10 protein-coding genes are annotated in these 15,301 nt (G+C 72.0%); 8 read left to right on the top strand and 2 right to left on the bottom strand.

Features of this window, described 5'->3' with window-relative positions; translation table 11 throughout:
• Positions 1-161 precede the first annotated feature (161 nt).
• Positions 162-1,505, bottom strand: a complete 1,344-nt coding sequence (locus AB0D74_RS22920; RefSeq protein WP_362589856.1) for an amidase family protein — start codon at positions 1,503-1,505, stop codon at positions 162-164.
• A 256-nt stretch (positions 1,506-1,761) separates the two neighbouring features.
• Here AB0D74_RS22920 and AB0D74_RS22915 point away from each other — a divergent pair, with 256 nt between their 5' ends.
• The 3 genes from AB0D74_RS22915 to AB0D74_RS22905 are packed head-to-tail and all read left to right on the top strand — an operon-like array spanning position 1,762 to position 7,538.
• Positions 1,762-4,140 (top strand): alpha-L-fucosidase, encoded by a 2,379-nt coding sequence (locus AB0D74_RS22915; protein ID WP_362589887.1) that lies wholly within the window; start codon positions 1,762-1,764, stop codon positions 4,138-4,140.
• The gene (locus tag AB0D74_RS22910; protein ID WP_362589853.1) at positions 4,133-5,983 is read left to right on the top strand and encodes a family 20 glycosylhydrolase; all 1,851 of its coding nucleotides are present in this window, start codon (positions 4,133-4,135) and stop codon (positions 5,981-5,983) included. The genes AB0D74_RS22915 and AB0D74_RS22910 overlap by 8 nt, the downstream gene beginning before the upstream one ends.
• 16 nt (positions 5,984-5,999) lie before the next feature.
• Complete coding sequence (locus tag AB0D74_RS22905; protein ID WP_362589850.1) at positions 6,000-7,538, top strand: alpha-L-fucosidase; 1,539 nt, start codon at positions 6,000-6,002, stop codon at positions 7,536-7,538.
• A 106-nt stretch (positions 7,539-7,644) separates the two neighbouring features.
• On the opposite strand, the gene AB0D74_RS22900 is transcribed toward AB0D74_RS22905, so the two are convergent.
• Positions 7,645-8,652, bottom strand: a complete 1,008-nt coding sequence (locus tag AB0D74_RS22900) for a LacI family DNA-binding transcriptional regulator (protein WP_362589884.1) — start codon at positions 8,650-8,652, stop codon at positions 7,645-7,647.
• 264 nt (positions 8,653-8,916) lie between these two features.
• Between AB0D74_RS22900 and AB0D74_RS22895 the strand changes: the two genes are divergently transcribed.
• Genes AB0D74_RS22895 through AB0D74_RS22875 form a run of 5 tightly spaced genes read left to right on the top strand, consistent with a single transcriptional unit; the run spans position 8,917 to position 15,283 of the window.
• Entirely contained in the window at positions 8,917-10,209 is a 1,293-nt protein-coding gene (locus AB0D74_RS22895) for an extracellular solute-binding protein (RefSeq protein WP_362589848.1), read from the top strand.
• A 7-nt stretch (positions 10,210-10,216) separates the two neighbouring features.
• Entirely contained in the window at positions 10,217-11,104 is an 888-nt protein-coding gene (locus AB0D74_RS22890; RefSeq protein WP_362589844.1) for a sugar ABC transporter permease, read from the top strand.
• Positions 11,101-12,000 carry a carbohydrate ABC transporter permease gene (locus AB0D74_RS22885; protein WP_362589841.1) on the top strand — a complete coding sequence of 300 codons (900 nt, stop codon included), beginning with the start codon at positions 11,101-11,103 and terminating at the stop codon, positions 11,998-12,000. Before AB0D74_RS22890 ends, AB0D74_RS22885 begins: the two co-directional genes overlap by 4 nt.
• A 29-nt stretch (positions 12,001-12,029) precedes the next feature.
• Positions 12,030-13,277 (top strand): glycosyl hydrolase, encoded by a 1,248-nt coding sequence (locus AB0D74_RS22880; RefSeq protein ID WP_362589839.1) that lies wholly within the window; start codon positions 12,030-12,032, stop codon positions 13,275-13,277.
• On the top strand, positions 13,274-15,283 hold the full coding sequence (locus AB0D74_RS22875; RefSeq protein ID WP_362589836.1) for an endo-beta-N-acetylglucosaminidase: 2,010 nt from the start codon (positions 13,274-13,276) through the stop codon (positions 15,281-15,283). The genes AB0D74_RS22880 and AB0D74_RS22875 overlap by 4 nt, the downstream gene beginning before the upstream one ends.
• Positions 15,284-15,301: the final 18 nt, after the last annotated feature.

Raw genomic sequence — 15,301 nt, 5'->3', positions numbered from 1 at the left:
CCCGCGGGGGCGCCGTCTCCTATTTCCACCCCCCCTCACGGGGGCGCCCCCCCGGGGGGCCCCCCCCCCCCTCAGGGGCGCGGGGAACTGCGCGACCGGCCACGACGGCGCCGCAGACGACCGACGGCCCGTTGTGGCACTCCCGGTGGCCGGCGGCGAACTCAGCCGACCGGCGCCACCCGCTGCCACGGCCGCAGCGTCTCCAGCTGCTGGGCCACCTCCAGCAGCACCGCCTCCGACCCCGGCCGGCCCACCAGCTGCACGGCACAGGGCGCGCCCGACGCCAGCGTGCCGAACGGGACCGACATCGCCGGCCAGCCGGTGAGGTTCCAGGCCGGGGTCAGCGGCGAGTAGTTGGAACCGGCGAGGGCGTTGCGGAACCAGCCCCGCTCGTGCCAGGGCGCCGCCTTCGGGGCATGGCGGGCCAGGGCCGGGGTGAGCAGCACGTCGTGCTCGGCGAAGAACGGGGCGAGCCGGGCGCGCAGCCGCTCACGGGCGTCGCCCACCTGCACCCCGTGCAGGAAGCGGCGCCCGATCGCCGCGTGCACCCGGGTCCGCCGGGCCAGCAGCGCGGGGTCCAGGCCGGCCGCGTCCACGGCCGTCCCGGCGGTCCAGTGCCGGATCGCGGTGACACCGATCGACGCCGGGTACGGCGGCTCGGCGCGCCGCACCTCGTGCCCGGTGCCCGCCAGCAGCCCGGCCGCCTCCTTCGCCGCGTTCGTATACGGCTTGCTGACGGTCACGCCGACCAGCGGGCTGCGCAGCGAGACGGCGATCTTCCGCGGGGTGCGCTGCCCGGTGCCCTCGAACTCCTGCTCCGCCAGTACCGAGAGCATCAGGCGGGCGTCCGCCACGGTGGTCGCCAGCGGCCCGTTCTCCGACATGCCGAACCAGTCGCCGTTGCCGATCCCGGCCGGCACCACGCCGAACCCCGGCTTGATGGTGACCAGACCGCAGTTGGCCGCGGGGATCCGCAGGGAGCCCATGCCGTCGTTGCCGAGGGCGATCGGCGCGAGCCCGGCGGCGACCGCGGCAGCGCTGCCGCCCGAGGAGCCGCCCGCGCTGCGCGCGGTGTCCCACGGGTTGCGGGTGATGCCGTGAGCCCCCTCGGTCGTGCCGAAGACACACAGCTCGGGCACGTTGGTCAGCCCGACGACCACCGCGCCCGCCGCCCGCAGCCGGGCCACGGTGACGTGGTCCGCGTCGGCGGGCGTGTCCGGCATCGCGGCCGAACCGTCCAGGTGCGCCTCGCCGCGCACCGCCAGGTTGTCCTTCACCGCCACCGGCACCCCGGCGAGGGGGAGTCCGGCGAGGTCGGCGCGGGCCGCGACCTCGTCCGCCTCCGCCAGCGCCGCCTCCGCCCGGACCTTGCGGAACGCGCCGATCCGCCCGTCGAGCCGGGCGATCCGCTCCAGGTGCGCGGCGACCACCTCCCGGGGAGCGACCTGCTTCTCGCGTACGGCGGCGGCGATCTCGGCGGCGGTCCGGCCGGCCCAGTCGGTCACGGGCACTCCTCGGGGTGCGTGCATGCGGCTTACTCGTCGGTACGAAAGGGCACTCTGCCCGGCCGCGGGCGCCACGTCGAGACTCCGGGCGCCTGGTCACAGGGACCGGATCCGTCCCGACGCGGCCGGCGGTGCCGGTGCTCTTCCCGCAGGTCATCCGACCACTGTCCCAACTCTCGTTGGTGCACGCCCCATTGACAGTCCTCTGAGCCCGCTCAATCATCAGACATCCGATGAATGGAGCCGCGCAATGAGCATGTCTCCTCCACCGAGACGCCAGGTCCTGGGCATCGCCGCGGGCGCCGCCGCGGCAGCCGCCCTGCCCCTCACCGCACCGGCCGAGGCGCACGCCGCCGGGGCGACCGCCGCCGGGCCGGCCGCCGAGCAGGCCGATGCGGTGGCCGCGTCACCCTGGATCCCCGTCCCCGACCCGGTTCCCGTACCGCTCGACGCCCTCTATGACAACGATGGCATCGACACCGCCGCCGCCCGGGGCGGTGACTTCGACGGCTCCGGCTACACGTTCCCGGGCGAGGAACTCCCGGCCGGGCGGGTCGAGGTCGACGGCATCCCCTTCGACTTCCCGGCCGCCACGGCGGGCATCAGGAACAACGTCGTCGCACTGGGCCAGCGCCTGGACCTCCCCAGGGGCCGCTACCTGTCGGCGCTCTTCCTCACCGCGGGCAGCTACGGCAACGCGTCCGGCACCGCCACCCTCCACTACGCCGACGGCACCACCAGCACCGGCGGTCTGAGCGGCGGCGACTGGTACGCGGTGGGCGGGTCCCTGTCGGCGCCGTACCGCTACCAGCCGGACGGCGGCAAGGACGCGCACAGCGTCGGCATCGGCACCTCCGAGGTGTGGATCGACCCGGAGCGCGAGGCCGTCGCCCTCACCCTGCCGGTCACCAACCCGGCGGAGGCCGGCAGGACCGCCCTGCACGTCTTCGCGCTCTCCCTCCAACCCGTCGCCCAGGGGCGGGCGCTGGCCCTGCGCGATGCCCGGTCCACCGGTTCCCTGCTCGACGCCACCGGCGCCCAGAGCGTCGAGGCCACCGTCGTCAACGCGGGCACCGTCGCGATCCTGGCGGGCGACGCGGTGTCCGTACGCGTCGACGTCCCCGGCGCCCGCACCGTCGAGCCCGCCCGCGTCCACCGCCTGGACCCCGGCGAACAGGCCCGCGTCCGCGTCGGCATCCGCAACCGCGCGGGCACCGCGCCCGGCACCGAGCAGGACGGCACGGTCAGCGTCCACGGCCGCGGCACCCAGGTCACGGCGAGCCGACGCACGTTGACGCTCGGCACCGCCGACTACCGGCCCACCGAGACCTCGTTGGCCGGCCACCGGGCGCCCTACTGGTTCAACGACGCCAAGTTCGGCATCTTCATCCACTGGGGCGTCTACTCGGTGCCCGCCTGGGCGCCGGTCGGGGTGCAGTACGCCGAGTGGTACTGGGACCAGATGCAGGACCCGAACAACCCGACGTACGCCTACCACCGGGACACCTACGGCCCGGACTTCGCCTACGACGACTTCATCCCGCGCTTCACCGCGGAGAAGTTCGACCCGCGCGCCTGGGTGGAGCTGTTCCGCGACGCCGGTGCCCAGTACCACGTCCTGACCTCCAAGCACCACGAGGGCTTCGCCCTGTGGGACACCGAGGTCTCCGGCCGCAACGCCGTACGGCTGGGCCCGAAACGGGACCTGGTGAAGGAGCTGTTCGAGGCGTCCCGGCGGTACACGCCCGAACTCCACCGCGGCCTCTACTTCTCCATGCCCGAGTGGTTCAACCCCGACAGCCCCTGGATGGGCCACGCCCCGCGCAACCCGTACACCCTGGACCCGCTGCCGTACACCGGCTACACCGCCGGCAAGGACTTCGTGCGGGACTACCAGGCGCCGCAGCTGCTGGAACTGATCCACGGCTACGACCCGGAGATCATCTGGTGCGACATCGGCGGCGCCAACGACAGCGTCCATGTCCTCGCCGAGTACTTCAACCACGCCAAGAACCGGGCCCGTCCGGTCGACGTGACCGTCAACGACCGCTCGGGCATCGGCTTCCACGACTACACGACGCCCGAGTACACGACGTACGCCGACACGGTCGTCGCCAAGTGGGAGGCCAGCCGGGGCCTGGACCCCCGCAGCTACGGCTACAACCGGGAGACCCCGGACGCCGCCTACATGACCACCGAGGAGGTCGTGCACAGCCTCGTCGACATCGTCTCCAAGAACGGCAACTTCCTCCTGGACATCGGCCCGCGCGCGGACGGCACCATCCCGGAGATCATGCAGACCCGGCTGCGCGAGACCGGCGCCTGGCTCGCCGTCAACGGCGAGGCGATCCACGGCACCACGTACTGGTCGCGCACGGCCCAGCTCGGCGACGACCTGCGGTTCACGGTCCGCCCGGACGAGGCCTTCTACATCCACTCCCTGACCCGGCCGGGCGCCAAGCTCACCGTCGAGGCCCCGGTGCCGGTCCGCACCGGCGACCGGGTGACCATGCTCGGCCACGGCCGCCCCCTGACCTGGACGGTCGCCAACGGCGCCCTGGTGATCGACGTGCCTGAGGCGGCCCGCAGGGCGGGACAGCACGCATGGGTGTTCAAGGTGGAATGGCATGGGTGAGGCCCGACGACGGCTGTTGCGGCTCCTCGGGGCCGCGGCGGCGCTGACCCTGCTGGTGGCTCCGGCCCCGGCGGCGGCGCAGGAGCAGCCGGAGGCCGCACCGGTCACCGTGCCCGCGCTGACCGACTGGGTTGCGGCACACGGGAGTTACACGTTCGGCTCCGGTACGCGTCTCGTCGCCCCGGACGGCGCCGGGCGCCGGGTCGCCGACACCCTCGCCGACGACCTCGAGGCGAGCGGGCACGGCAGGGTCCCGGTCGCCGACGGCGGTGCCTCCCGTCCTGGCGACATCGTCATCGACGTCCGCGCGTCGGCACGGCCCGCGCTGGGCACCGAGGGCTACGAACTCACCGCCGGCCGGCGGCTGTCGATCACCGGCGCGAGCGAGACCGGCGCCTTCTACGGCACCCGCACCCTCCTCCAGCTCCTCGCCCGGGGCGACCGGATCCCCGCCGGACACACCACCGACGTGCCGCGCTACCGCGAGCGGGGCGTCGGCGTCTGTGCCTGCTACATCCACGTCTCCCTGCCCTGGCTGGAGAACCTGGTCCGCGAGATGGCGTACCACAAGCTCAACCAGCTGCTCCTGGAACTGAAGGTGAAGAGCGACGCCCATCCCGAGGCCGACACCTGGGGCTACTACACCAAGGACGAGATGCGGCGCCTCGTCGCCCTCGGCGACCGCTACCACGTCGAGATCATCCCGGAGATCAACTCCCCGGGCCACATGGACCCCTGGATCGAGAACCGCCCCGACCTGCAACTGACCGACTCCGACGGCGTCAAGCAGCCGGCCCGGCTCGACGTCACCCAGCAGGCCGCCTTCGACTACTACACGAGCCTGATGGACGAGTACGCCCAGGTCTTCACCGCGAAGTCCTGGCACATGGGCGCCGACGAGTACATGCTCGGCTCCGACTACGCCAAGTACCCGCAGATGCTCCGGTACGCCCGGCAGAAGTACGGCCCGGACGCCACCCCGCAGGACGCCTACGTGGACTTCGTCAACCGGGTCCAGGCGTACGCGGCGAGCAAGGGACGGCACCTGCGCGTCTGGAACGACGGCCTGACCGGAGCCAACACCGTCCCCGTGGCCGCCGGGACGACCGTCGAGCACTGGCTGAACGTGGCCGTGAAACCCAGCCGGCTGATCGCCCAGGGCTACGCGGTGATGAACGCGTCGTACTCCCTCTACCTCGTCCGCGGCGGCTTCCACAGCGACACCGAGGCGCTGTACGACCAGAGTTGGGACCCGCGCTCCTTCGAGGGCGAGAAGCTCGACTCCGCCACCGGCGTCACGGGCGCGAAGATCAGCCTCTGGCCGGACAACGGCAGCGGCGAGACCGAGAACGAGGTCGCGGCCGAACTGTGGCCCGCGCTACGGCACATCGCCCAGGCCACCTGGGGCGACCCGCACCCCGACGCCACCTACGCGGAGTTCACCGCACGCGGCACCGCGGTCGGACACGCACCCGGATGGCGGGACCTGACGAAGGTGCCGGTACCGGACGGGACGTACACCTTCGCGGCGGACGGAGTGACGTACCGGGCGGAGGTCCGGCGCACCGCGGACGGCTACGCGACCCTGCACGGCGCCGACGGCTGCCTGGAGATCCACGGCGGCAAGCTCACGCTCAACACCCCGCTCCAGCCCGGCGTGCAGGCGACCTGGGAGCCGTGCGACAGCGGGAGCACCCTGCAGCGCTGGGAGCTGGAGCCGGCGGCGACCGGCTACCACCTGGTCAACGCGATCACCCGCATGGCGCTGACCGTGACGGACGACGGCCGGCCGGTCCAGTACCCGCCCGACCAGCGCACCCCCGCCCTCTGGCACCTCTCCTGACCCGAGGAGCACGCTCATGCATCTCTCCCGACGCGTCTTCGTCACCTCGGCGGCGGCCGTGGCGATGACGGCCGGCCTCCCGGCCCTCCCGGCCACCGCCACCGCGGACACCGACCGCTCCCGCATCCCGGTCGGCCCCGACGACACCGAGGCCGACCTGGTCCGCAAGGCCTCCCAGGTCCGGCCCACCGAACGCCAGATCGCCTGGCAGGCCCTGGAACGCACCGCGTTCCTGCACTTCGGCGTCAACACCTTCACCGGCCTGGAGTGGGGCACCGGCGACGAGGACCCCGACGTCTTCCAGCCCACCGGCCTCGACACCGACCAGTGGGCCCGAGCCCTGCGCGACGGGGGTTTCCGGCTCGCCATCCTCACCGTCAAACACCACGACGGCTTCGTCCTCTACCCGTCCCGCTACACCGACCACACCGTCGCGGGCAGCAGTTGGCAGGGCGGCCACGGCGACGTCCTGCGCTCCTTCGCCGATTCCATGCGCCGCTACGGCCTGAAGGTCGGCGTCTACCTCTCCCCGGCCGACGAGAACCAGTACCTGCACGGCGTCTACGCCAACGGCAGCGCACGCTCGCCCCGCACGATCCCGACGCCGGTCGACGGCGACGACCGTACCCCGTCCGGCTCCTTCACCCTCGACGCCACCGACTACGGCGCCCACATGCTCAACACCCTCTACGAGGTGCTCACCGAGTACGGCCCGGTCGACGAGGTCTGGTTCGACGGTGCCCAGGGCCACATCCCGCCGGACAAGGTGGAGGACTACGACTGGGACAGCTGGTACACGCTGGTGCGCGCGCTCGCCCCGGCCGCCGCGATCGCGGTCACGGGCCCCGACCTGCGCTGGGTCGGCAACGAGAGCGGGCTGGCCCGCGAGGACGAGTGGAGCGTCATCCCCGTCAAGGAGAACCAGTACGGCCGAACCGACTGGGCCCTGTCCTACGACACCGCCGACGAGGGCAGCCGGGCCGCCCTGGTCGCGGCCCGGCCGAAGACCGACTACCTCCAGTGGTGGCCGGCCGAGTGCGACGTGTCCATCCGGGACGGCTGGTTCTACCACGCCGACCAACAGCCCAAATCCGTCGACGAGTTGACAGAGATCTACTTCGGCTCGGTCGGCCGCAACGCCGTCCTGCTGCTCAACGTCCCCCCGGACACCGACGGTCTGCTGCACACCACGGACGTGACCCGGCTGCGCGAGTTCCGCGAACGCGTCGACCGTGAACTGCCCGCGGACCTCGCACACGGCACGCGCCGCTCGGTGACACCGAGCGGCGTGACCGTCGATCTGGGCCGCGAACTGGAGGCGGACCGCGTCCGGCTGGCCGAGGACATCCGGTACGGGCAGCAGGTGGAGGGGGTCGTGATCGAGGCGTACACGGACGCGGGATGGTCCCAAGTGGCCGCGGCCGGGACGGTCGGCGCGAGCCGGATCCTGCGGCTCGCGCAACCGGTACGGGCCCGGCGCTGGCGGGTACGGGTCACCGCGGCCCGGGGCACGGTGCGGTTCGCGGAATTCGCGTTGTTCCGCTCGTCGCACTGAACGGGGCTGGTGAAGAACCGCGCCCCGCAGGGGGCGTTGGGGGAGGGACTGCGCGACCGGCCCCCACCGGCCTGCGGGTGAACGAACCGCGTGACCCGCGGAACGCTCACCCGCGGGCCGCCCCCGTGCTGCCCCGTACCGTCAGCCGGGGCACCGGTACCCGTACCGCTCGCGCCGAGCCGCCGTCCAGGAGGGCGGTCAGTTCGCGGGCCGCTGTGCGGCCGAACTCCGTGCTGTCGCGGGAGAGGGCGGAGAGCCAGGGCTTGACCATGCGGCACAGGGCCGAGTCCTCCCAGGAGACGACGGAGACGTCGTCCGGGACGGAGCAGCCTAGTTCGGCCGCCGCCGCGACCCCGGCCACCGCCATCACGTCGTTGTCGTAGATCAGGGCCGTCGGGGGCGGGGTCGCGCGCAGGACCCGGCGGGTGACGGCCGCGCCCTCGGCGTCGGAGTAGTCGGTGGTGACCGAGTGGACCTCGCCCAGGCCCCGCCGGCCGGCCTCCGCGCGCAGGGTGCGGATGCGGCGCTGGGTGTGCGCGAGGCCGGGCAGGCCTGCGATGTGCACGATGCGCCGGTGGCCCAGCCGGGTCAGCTCGTCGACCACCGACGCCATCGCCGCCGCGTCGTCCGCCCAGACCGTCGAGAGCCCGGGGTGGCGTTCGTCGGGGGCGCCGCCGATCACCACTGCGGGCAGGCCGAGTTCGTCGAGGAGGTCGGGGCGGGGGTCGTCCGCACGGGGGTCGACGACCAGGACGCCGTCGACGCGGTGCTCCGCCCACCAGCGCCGGTAGACAGCGCACTCGTCGGCCACGTCCTCCGCCATCTGGAAGAGCAGCCCGAGATGGCGTTCGGCGAGCACCTCCTGGATGCCCGAGACCAGTTGCAGGAAGAACGAGTCCACGCCGAGCGAGTGCGCGGGGCGGGCGAGGACGAAGCCGACGGTGGCCGCGCCCTCGCCGGACAGGGCGCGGGCGGCCGTGCTGGGGCGCCAGCCGAGCTGCTCGGCGACCCGCTGGACCCGGGCCCTGGTGGTCTCGGAGACCCCGGGGCGGCCGTTGAGCGCGAAGGAGACCGCGCTCTCGGAGACGCCGGCGCGGCGGGCGACGTCCTTCATCGTCGGCCGCCGCGCGGGGACGCGTTTCTCCGCCAACTCACTTCCTCATTCGGTTCGGCACCTTGATCTGCTAATGCGCTTGAGTCGCCACACCCTAAAGCGCATTAGCGATCCGTGGCAATACGTTCGCAACACCTTTCTGAGCAGGGGTTTTGAGTCACTAATGACTTTAGCTGAGCCGAATCCATTGACGCGGCGGCAAAACGGCGTGCAAGGTCTGGCGCGGCACCTTCGGCCGACCCCGCTGCAAAGGAGCAACGGACCATGCGCATCTCCCGCAGAGCCTTCGCCCTCGCCGCTGCCGCCGTCCTCGCCCTGCCGCTGAGCGCCTGCGGTTCCGGGGGAGACGACGGCGGTTCCACCGACGCCTCGGGCAAGGTCGAGGGCGACATCACCTTCCAGACCTGGAACCTGCGCGCCAACTTCAAGTCGTACTTCGACGGCCTGGTCACGGACTTCGAGAAGAAGTACCCGGGCACCCACGTGAAGTGGATCGACCAGCCGGCCGAGGGGTACGCCGACAAGATCAGCGCGGACGCGGCCGGCGGCACCCTCCCCGACGTCGTCAACGTCTCCCCGGACCTGGTCGCCCCGCTCGCCAAGGCGGGCCTCGCCCTCGACCTCGACAAGGCGGCGGCCAAGTACAGGTCGGAGTACCTGGCGGGCGCCTGGGCCAGCCACCAGATACCGGGGACGAGCGGCACGTACGCCTTCCCCTGGTACCTGAACACCGGCCCGCTCTTCTACAACAAGACGTTGTTCAAGCAGGCCGGCCTCGACCCGGAGCAGCCGCCGAAGACCTACGACGAACTCTTCGCCGACGCGCTGAAGATGGCGAAGCAGAGCGACGGCAAGGTCGCCACCCTCGCCAACGTGCCGACGATCGAGGACTTCGGGCGGTACGGCTCCCAGCTGATGGACAAGGCCGGGACCGGGTTCGCCTTCAACGACGCCAAGGGCATCGAACTCCTCACCAAGTACAAGGAGTTGTACGACGCCAAGGCACTCGACCCGCAGGCACTGACCGCGACCCCCGAGTCCACCGGCAAGAAGTTCCTCACCGGGGCCGTCGCCATGAACCCCGGCAGCGCCCTCGACCTCGACAACTTCAAGAAGCAGGCGCCGAACCTGTACAAGAACATCGGCATCACCGACCAGATCACCAGCACCGGCCACGTCAACATGTACGTGATGGGCGTGATGGTCAACTCCCGGACCAAGCACACCGCCGCCGCCGTCGCCTTCGCGCACTTCGTGACCGACGCGCAGAACCAGATGTCCTTCGCCAAGAAGGTCGCCATCTTCCCGAGCACCGCCGGCTCCCTCGACGACCCGTACTTCACCAAGGAGGACGGCACCGACGAGACCCGGGTGCGCATCGCCGCCGCCAAGTCGCTGAAGAACGCGGTCAACTACACGCCGGTGCTGTTCAGCGACCAGATGAAGACCGCGCTGCGCAACGAGGTCGCCAAGACGCTGCAAGGCAAGGAGAGCCCCAAGACGGCCCTCGACAACGCTGTCAAGGCCTGCGACCGGCTGCTCCAGCAGGAGGGCTGAGGACCCGATGGCCGACGTGTCCCGCGTGCGGCGCCAACTGCCCACCAGTCCCTGGCTGTTCGCCGCCCCCGGGCTGCTGGTCGCCGGCGCCTTCGTGCTCTACCCGTTCGTCTCGACGGTGGTCAACTCCTTCACGGACCGCCGCACCCTGATCCCGGGCCGCTTCGTCGGCCTCGCCAACTTCCGTGAGCTGATCCACGACGACATGTTCTGGACCGGCCTGCGCAACAGCACCCTGTACATCGTCGGGGTGGTCCCCGCCCTCGTCGTCCTGCCGCTGCTGCTCGCCCTGCTGGTGCAGAAGAACATCCCCGGCATCACCTTCTTCCGCTCCGCCTTCTACACCCCGGTCGTCGCCTCGATCGTCGTGGTCGGGCTCATCTGGGTGTGGCTGCTCGACGAACGCGGCCTGGTCAACTCACTCCTGGAGGCCGTCGGGATCGGCCGGGTCGGCTTCCTCAGCGACCAGTGGCTGCTCCTGCTGAGCGCGATGGCGGTCACGGTCTGGCGGGGCCTCGGCTACTACATGATCATCTATCTGGCGGCGCTCGCCAGCGTGCCCCGCGAGCTGCACGAGGCCGCCGCCGTGGACGGCGCCGGAGCGGTCCGCCGCTTCCTCACCGTGACCGTGCCCGCCGTGCGCTCCACCATGGTCCTGGTCGCCGCGCTCTCCTCGGTCAGCGCCTTCAAGACCTTCTCCGAGGTGTACCTGATGGCCGGTCCCGACGGCGGCCCGGCCGGCGAGGACACCACCCTCGTGATGCTCGTCCAGCAGACCGGCACCGGACTGACCGGCCGGGTCGGCTACGCCTCGGCGCTCTCCGTCGTCGTCTTCGTGGTGACCGTGGGGCTGATGCTCCTCGTGCTGCGCGCCGACCGGAGGGAGCGGCCATGACCGTCACCGAGGAACGCGTGCGGACCGTGCCCCCGGCGAAGGAGGCACGCGTCACCGACGAACACGGCCGTCGCATCCGGATCGGCGAACTGGTCCTGCGTTACGCCCTGTTGCTGGTCGTCCTGGCCGTCACCGTCGGCCCGTTCCTGTGGCAGCTGTCGACCTCGCTCAAGGGCCCGACCGAGGACATCTTCAGCTCGCCGCCCAGCCTCCTGCCCGAACACCCCACCCTGCACAACTACCGGCGGGTCGCCGACACCATCCCCGTCTGGGACTACGCCCTCAACTCCCTGAAGGTCGCGAGCGCCAGCGTGGTCACCAACTGCGTCGGCTCGGCACTCGCCGGGTACGCCCTGGCCCGGCTGCGCTACCGGGGCCGGCGGGCCGCCACCCTGGTCTTCGTCCTCGCGATGCTCGTCCCGGTGGAGGGCATCATCATCGCCCAGTTCACCACCATGCGCGAACTCGGCCTCAACAACACCCTGATCGGCGTCGTCCTGCCCGGCTCGATCGGTGCCATGAACGTGCTGCTGATGCGCAACGCCTTCGTCAACCTGCCCTACGAGATCGAGGAGGCGGCCTACGTCGACGGCGCGAACGTCTGGCAGCGGTTCCTGCGGATCGCCCTGCCGTCGGTCAAGGGCACCGTCGCCGTCGTCGCGATCTTCGCCTTCATGGGCGCCTGGGACGACTTCCTGTGGCCCCTCATCGTGCTCAGCGACCCCTCCAGGTTCACGCTCACCATCGGCCTCAACTACCTGCACGGCACCTTCGCCAACGACGAACGCCTCGTCGCCGCCGGCACGGTGATCGCCGTCGCCCCGCTCATCGCCCTGTTCGCCTGCCTCCAGCGGTACTTCTTCCGGGGCGTCGGCGAGGGAGCCGTCAAGGGCTGAACCCCGTCCACCGCCAGCAAGGACTACGCATGCCTCCTGCCGTGCGCCTCGGCGTCAACTACACCCCCAGCGAAGGGTGGTTCCACCACTGGCTCGACTTCGACCCGGACTCGGTGCGCGCCGACCTCGACTCGATCGCCGCGCTGGGACTCGACCACATCCGGGTCTTCCCGCTGTGGCCCTACTTCCAGCCCAACCGCTCCGTGATCCGGCCGCGCGCCGTCGAGCAGCTGGTCGCCCTCGCCGACGCCGCGGCGGAGCGCGGACTGGACGTCAACGTCGACGGCCTCCAAGGGCACCTGAGCAGTTTCGACTTCCTGCCCGCCTGGACCCGCACCTGGCACCGGCGCAACCTCTTCACCGACCCGCAGGTCGTCGAGGGCGAGGCCGCCTACCTGCGCACCCTCGCCGCGGCCCTCGCGGACCGGCCCAACTTCATCGGGATGACGATCGGCAACGAGGTCAACCAGTTCGCCGCGGGGCCGCACCCCGACCCCGACCGGGTCAGTGCGGCGGACGCGGAACAGTGGCTCGTACGCCTGCTCGCCGCCTGCGCCGAGGGAGCCCCCGGCGGGCTGCACCTGCACGCCTCCTACGACGCCGCCTGGTACCAGGACGACCAGCCCTTCACCCCCGCCCACTCGGCCTGCCTCGGCGACGTCACGGCCGTGCACTCCTGGGTGTTCGACGGTACCGCCCAGCGGCACGGCCGCACCGCCGTGCAGACCGAGCAACACGCCGCCTATCTGGTCGAGTTGAGCAAGGCGTGGGCCGAGGACCCGCACCGGCCCGTCTGGCTCCAGGAAGTGGGCGCGCCCGCGCCGCTGATCCCCGCCGAGCACGCCGCCGCCTTCGCCGAGGCGACGGTCACCGCCGTCCTGGACTGCCCCGACCTGTGGGGCATCACCTGGTGGTGCTCGCACGACGTCAGCCGGAGCCTCGCCGACTTCCCCGAACTCGAATACGGACTGGGCCTGCTGACCAACGACCGCAAGCCCAAGGACATCGCCCACGTCCTCGCGGCGGCCGAGCCCGCGGCGGCCCGGCCGCGCGGCACGGCGCTCGTCGTGCCCGCCGACCCGGCCCTGCGCTCCCACAACGCCCCCGGCGGGCCCGTCTTCGACGCCTGGTTCCGGCTCGCCGCCGACGGCGCGCGCCCCACCACCGTCCTCGACACCCGCGCGGCCGACCGGGACCATCTCACCGCGCGCGGCATCACCGAAGTCGTCACCCCCGAACAGGTTCTCCCCACCCCACAAGGAGGCACCCGCTCGTGAACCCCAGCAGACGCACCGTTCTCATCGCCGCCACCGCGGCGGCCTTTTTACCCACCCCCGCCCTGGCCGCCACCCAGAAGGCCAGCTTGGCCGCGACCACGGCCACCCCGCCGTACGCGGCCTACTTCTACCCGGACTCCTTCCCCTCCGGCAGCCCGGGCACCGGCATCACCTGGCGCAGCCTGAAGACCTGGACGGCGGCCGGCGACCCCGACCTCGCCTTCAACGCGGCCTCCGTGCCGCTCGCCGCCCGCTTCACCCCGACCCCCGCCAACACCACCGCCCGTTCCGGGCAGGCCCGCGTCCAGTCCCTGGTGTCCTTCGGGCCCACCTCCAGCAACCCCTCCCAGGGCTCCGCCACCGCCGACTACTACGCCCTCACCCACTGGGCGTACCTCGACGAACTGGTCTTCTGGGGCGGCTCGGCCGGAGAGGGGCTGATCCTCGCCCCGAACGCGCCGATCGTCGACGCGGCCCACCGGCACGGCGTTCCCGTCCTCGGCAACATCTTCCTGCCGCCCACCGCCTACGGCGGCCAGCTCCAGTGGACCCGCGACCTGGTCCAGACGGACGCCGCCGGGCACTACCCCCTGGCGGCCCAACTGGTCGCCCTGGCCGCCGCCTACGGCTTCGACGGCTGGTTCGTGAACGCCGAGACCGGCGGCGGCAACACCGCACTCGGCACCGCCATGCTCGGCTTCGTCACCGAGCTCAAGTCCCTCGCGGCGGCCCTGGGACAGCGGGTCACCTGGTACGACGCGATGACCGTCAACGGCACGGTCAGCTGGCAGGGCGCCCTGAACAGCCAGAACCAGGCCTTCTTCCAGGCCGCCGACGACATGTTCGTCGACTTCCGGTGGAGCGCCTCGACCCTCGCCTCCTCGGGCACGAAGGCGGTCCAGCTCGGCCGCAGCCGCTACGAGCTGTGGGCCGGCGTCGACGTGGAGTCCAACGGCTCCAGCACCTCGGTGAACTGGGACGCGATGGTCCCGAGCAGCTCCGCGCACATCACGTCCGTCGGCTTCTACCGGCCCGAGTGGACCCGCAACCACCTGCCCGCGAGCCGTACCCCCGGCGACTTCCACGCCGCCGACGACCGCTTCTGGACCGGCCGGTCACTGGACCCCGCCCAGCCCGACGGCACGGACCCCTGGCGGGCGCCGGCCGTGTCGGTGGCGGACCGGTCGACGGTGACGGCGGTCCCGTTCGCGAGCGACTTCAACACCGGCCACGGACTGCGCTGGTACGAGGACGGCGAGGTCACCTCGGACACGCCCTGGAACCACCTGGGCGTGCAGGACCGGCTCCCGTCCCGGCGCTGGGCCGTCCGGACGTCCGGCACCCGGCCGGCCGTGACCTTCGACTTCGCGGACGCCTGGCGGGGCGGCAGCAGCGTGCTGGTGGACGGCGCCCTGGACCAGCCGGTGGTACTCGACCTCTACGCGACCCGGCTCCCGATCACCGACCAGACGGTGGTCGAGCTGACGTACCGGACCGACGCCGGGAGCGCCGACGTCGAGCTGGCCGTCGCCACCGCCGAGCCGGGCAGCGCCGGCGCGGCACCGCCGTACGCCTATCTGCCGGCGGGCTCCGGTGACGGCTGGTCGACCGTGACCGTCCCGCTGACCGGTCTCTCCGGCACGGTCCACGCCCTCGGCGTCCGCCTCACGGCGACCGAAGGACCGGTCCGGTGGCGGCTCGGCCGGATCGCCGTACGGGAGGGTGCGGACACCCCCGCCGCTCCCGCCGACCCGCAGATCACCGCGGCCGACGGCGGAAACCTGCGCCTCGCCTGGGGCGCGGCCCCCGGCGCCGTGCGTCAGTACACCCTGCACCGCCTCCTCCCCGACGGCACCCGGCGCTTCCTCGGCGCCACCGGCCAGCGGGCCTACTACCTGACCGGCCTCCAGCCGGAGCAGGGAGAGGCGGCGGCACGGTTCGAAGTGCGTGCGGCAGGGGAGCTGTACACCTCGTCGGACCCCGTCACCGTCACGCACACCTGGTAACCGGTCACCAACAAACGG

Origin of the sequence: Streptomyces sp. NPDC048278, from assembly GCF_040652195.1 — a bacterium.
Lineage (GTDB): Bacteria > Actinomycetota > Actinomycetes > Streptomycetales > Streptomycetaceae > Streptomyces.
Note: the sequence above shows the minus strand (reverse complement) of the source record. Positions and strands in the feature narration are given on the sequence as shown.

Bases quoted from the DNA above. Each gene is read 5' to 3' on its own strand.
- AB0D74_RS22915 (WP_362589887.1), top strand. From the start codon at position 1,762: ATGTCTCCTCCACCGAGACGCCAGGTCCTGGGCATCGCCGCGGGCGCC.
- AB0D74_RS22910 (WP_362589853.1), top strand. From the start codon at position 4,133: ATGGGTGAGGCCCGACGACGGCTGTTGCGGCTCCTCGGGGCCGCGGCG.
- AB0D74_RS22905 (WP_362589850.1), top strand. From the start codon at position 6,000: ATGCATCTCTCCCGACGCGTCTTCGTCACCTCGGCGGCGGCCGTGGCG.
- AB0D74_RS22900 (WP_362589884.1), bottom strand. From the start codon at position 8,652: ATGAAGGACGTCGCCCGCCGCGCCGGCGTCTCCGAGAGCGCGGTCTCC.
- AB0D74_RS22895 (WP_362589848.1), top strand. From the start codon at position 8,917: ATGCGCATCTCCCGCAGAGCCTTCGCCCTCGCCGCTGCCGCCGTCCTC.
- AB0D74_RS22890 (WP_362589844.1), top strand. From the start codon at position 10,217: ATGGCCGACGTGTCCCGCGTGCGGCGCCAACTGCCCACCAGTCCCTGG.
- AB0D74_RS22885 (WP_362589841.1), top strand. From the start codon at position 11,101: ATGACCGTCACCGAGGAACGCGTGCGGACCGTGCCCCCGGCGAAGGAG.
- AB0D74_RS22880 (WP_362589839.1), top strand. From the start codon at position 12,030: ATGCCTCCTGCCGTGCGCCTCGGCGTCAACTACACCCCCAGCGAAGGG.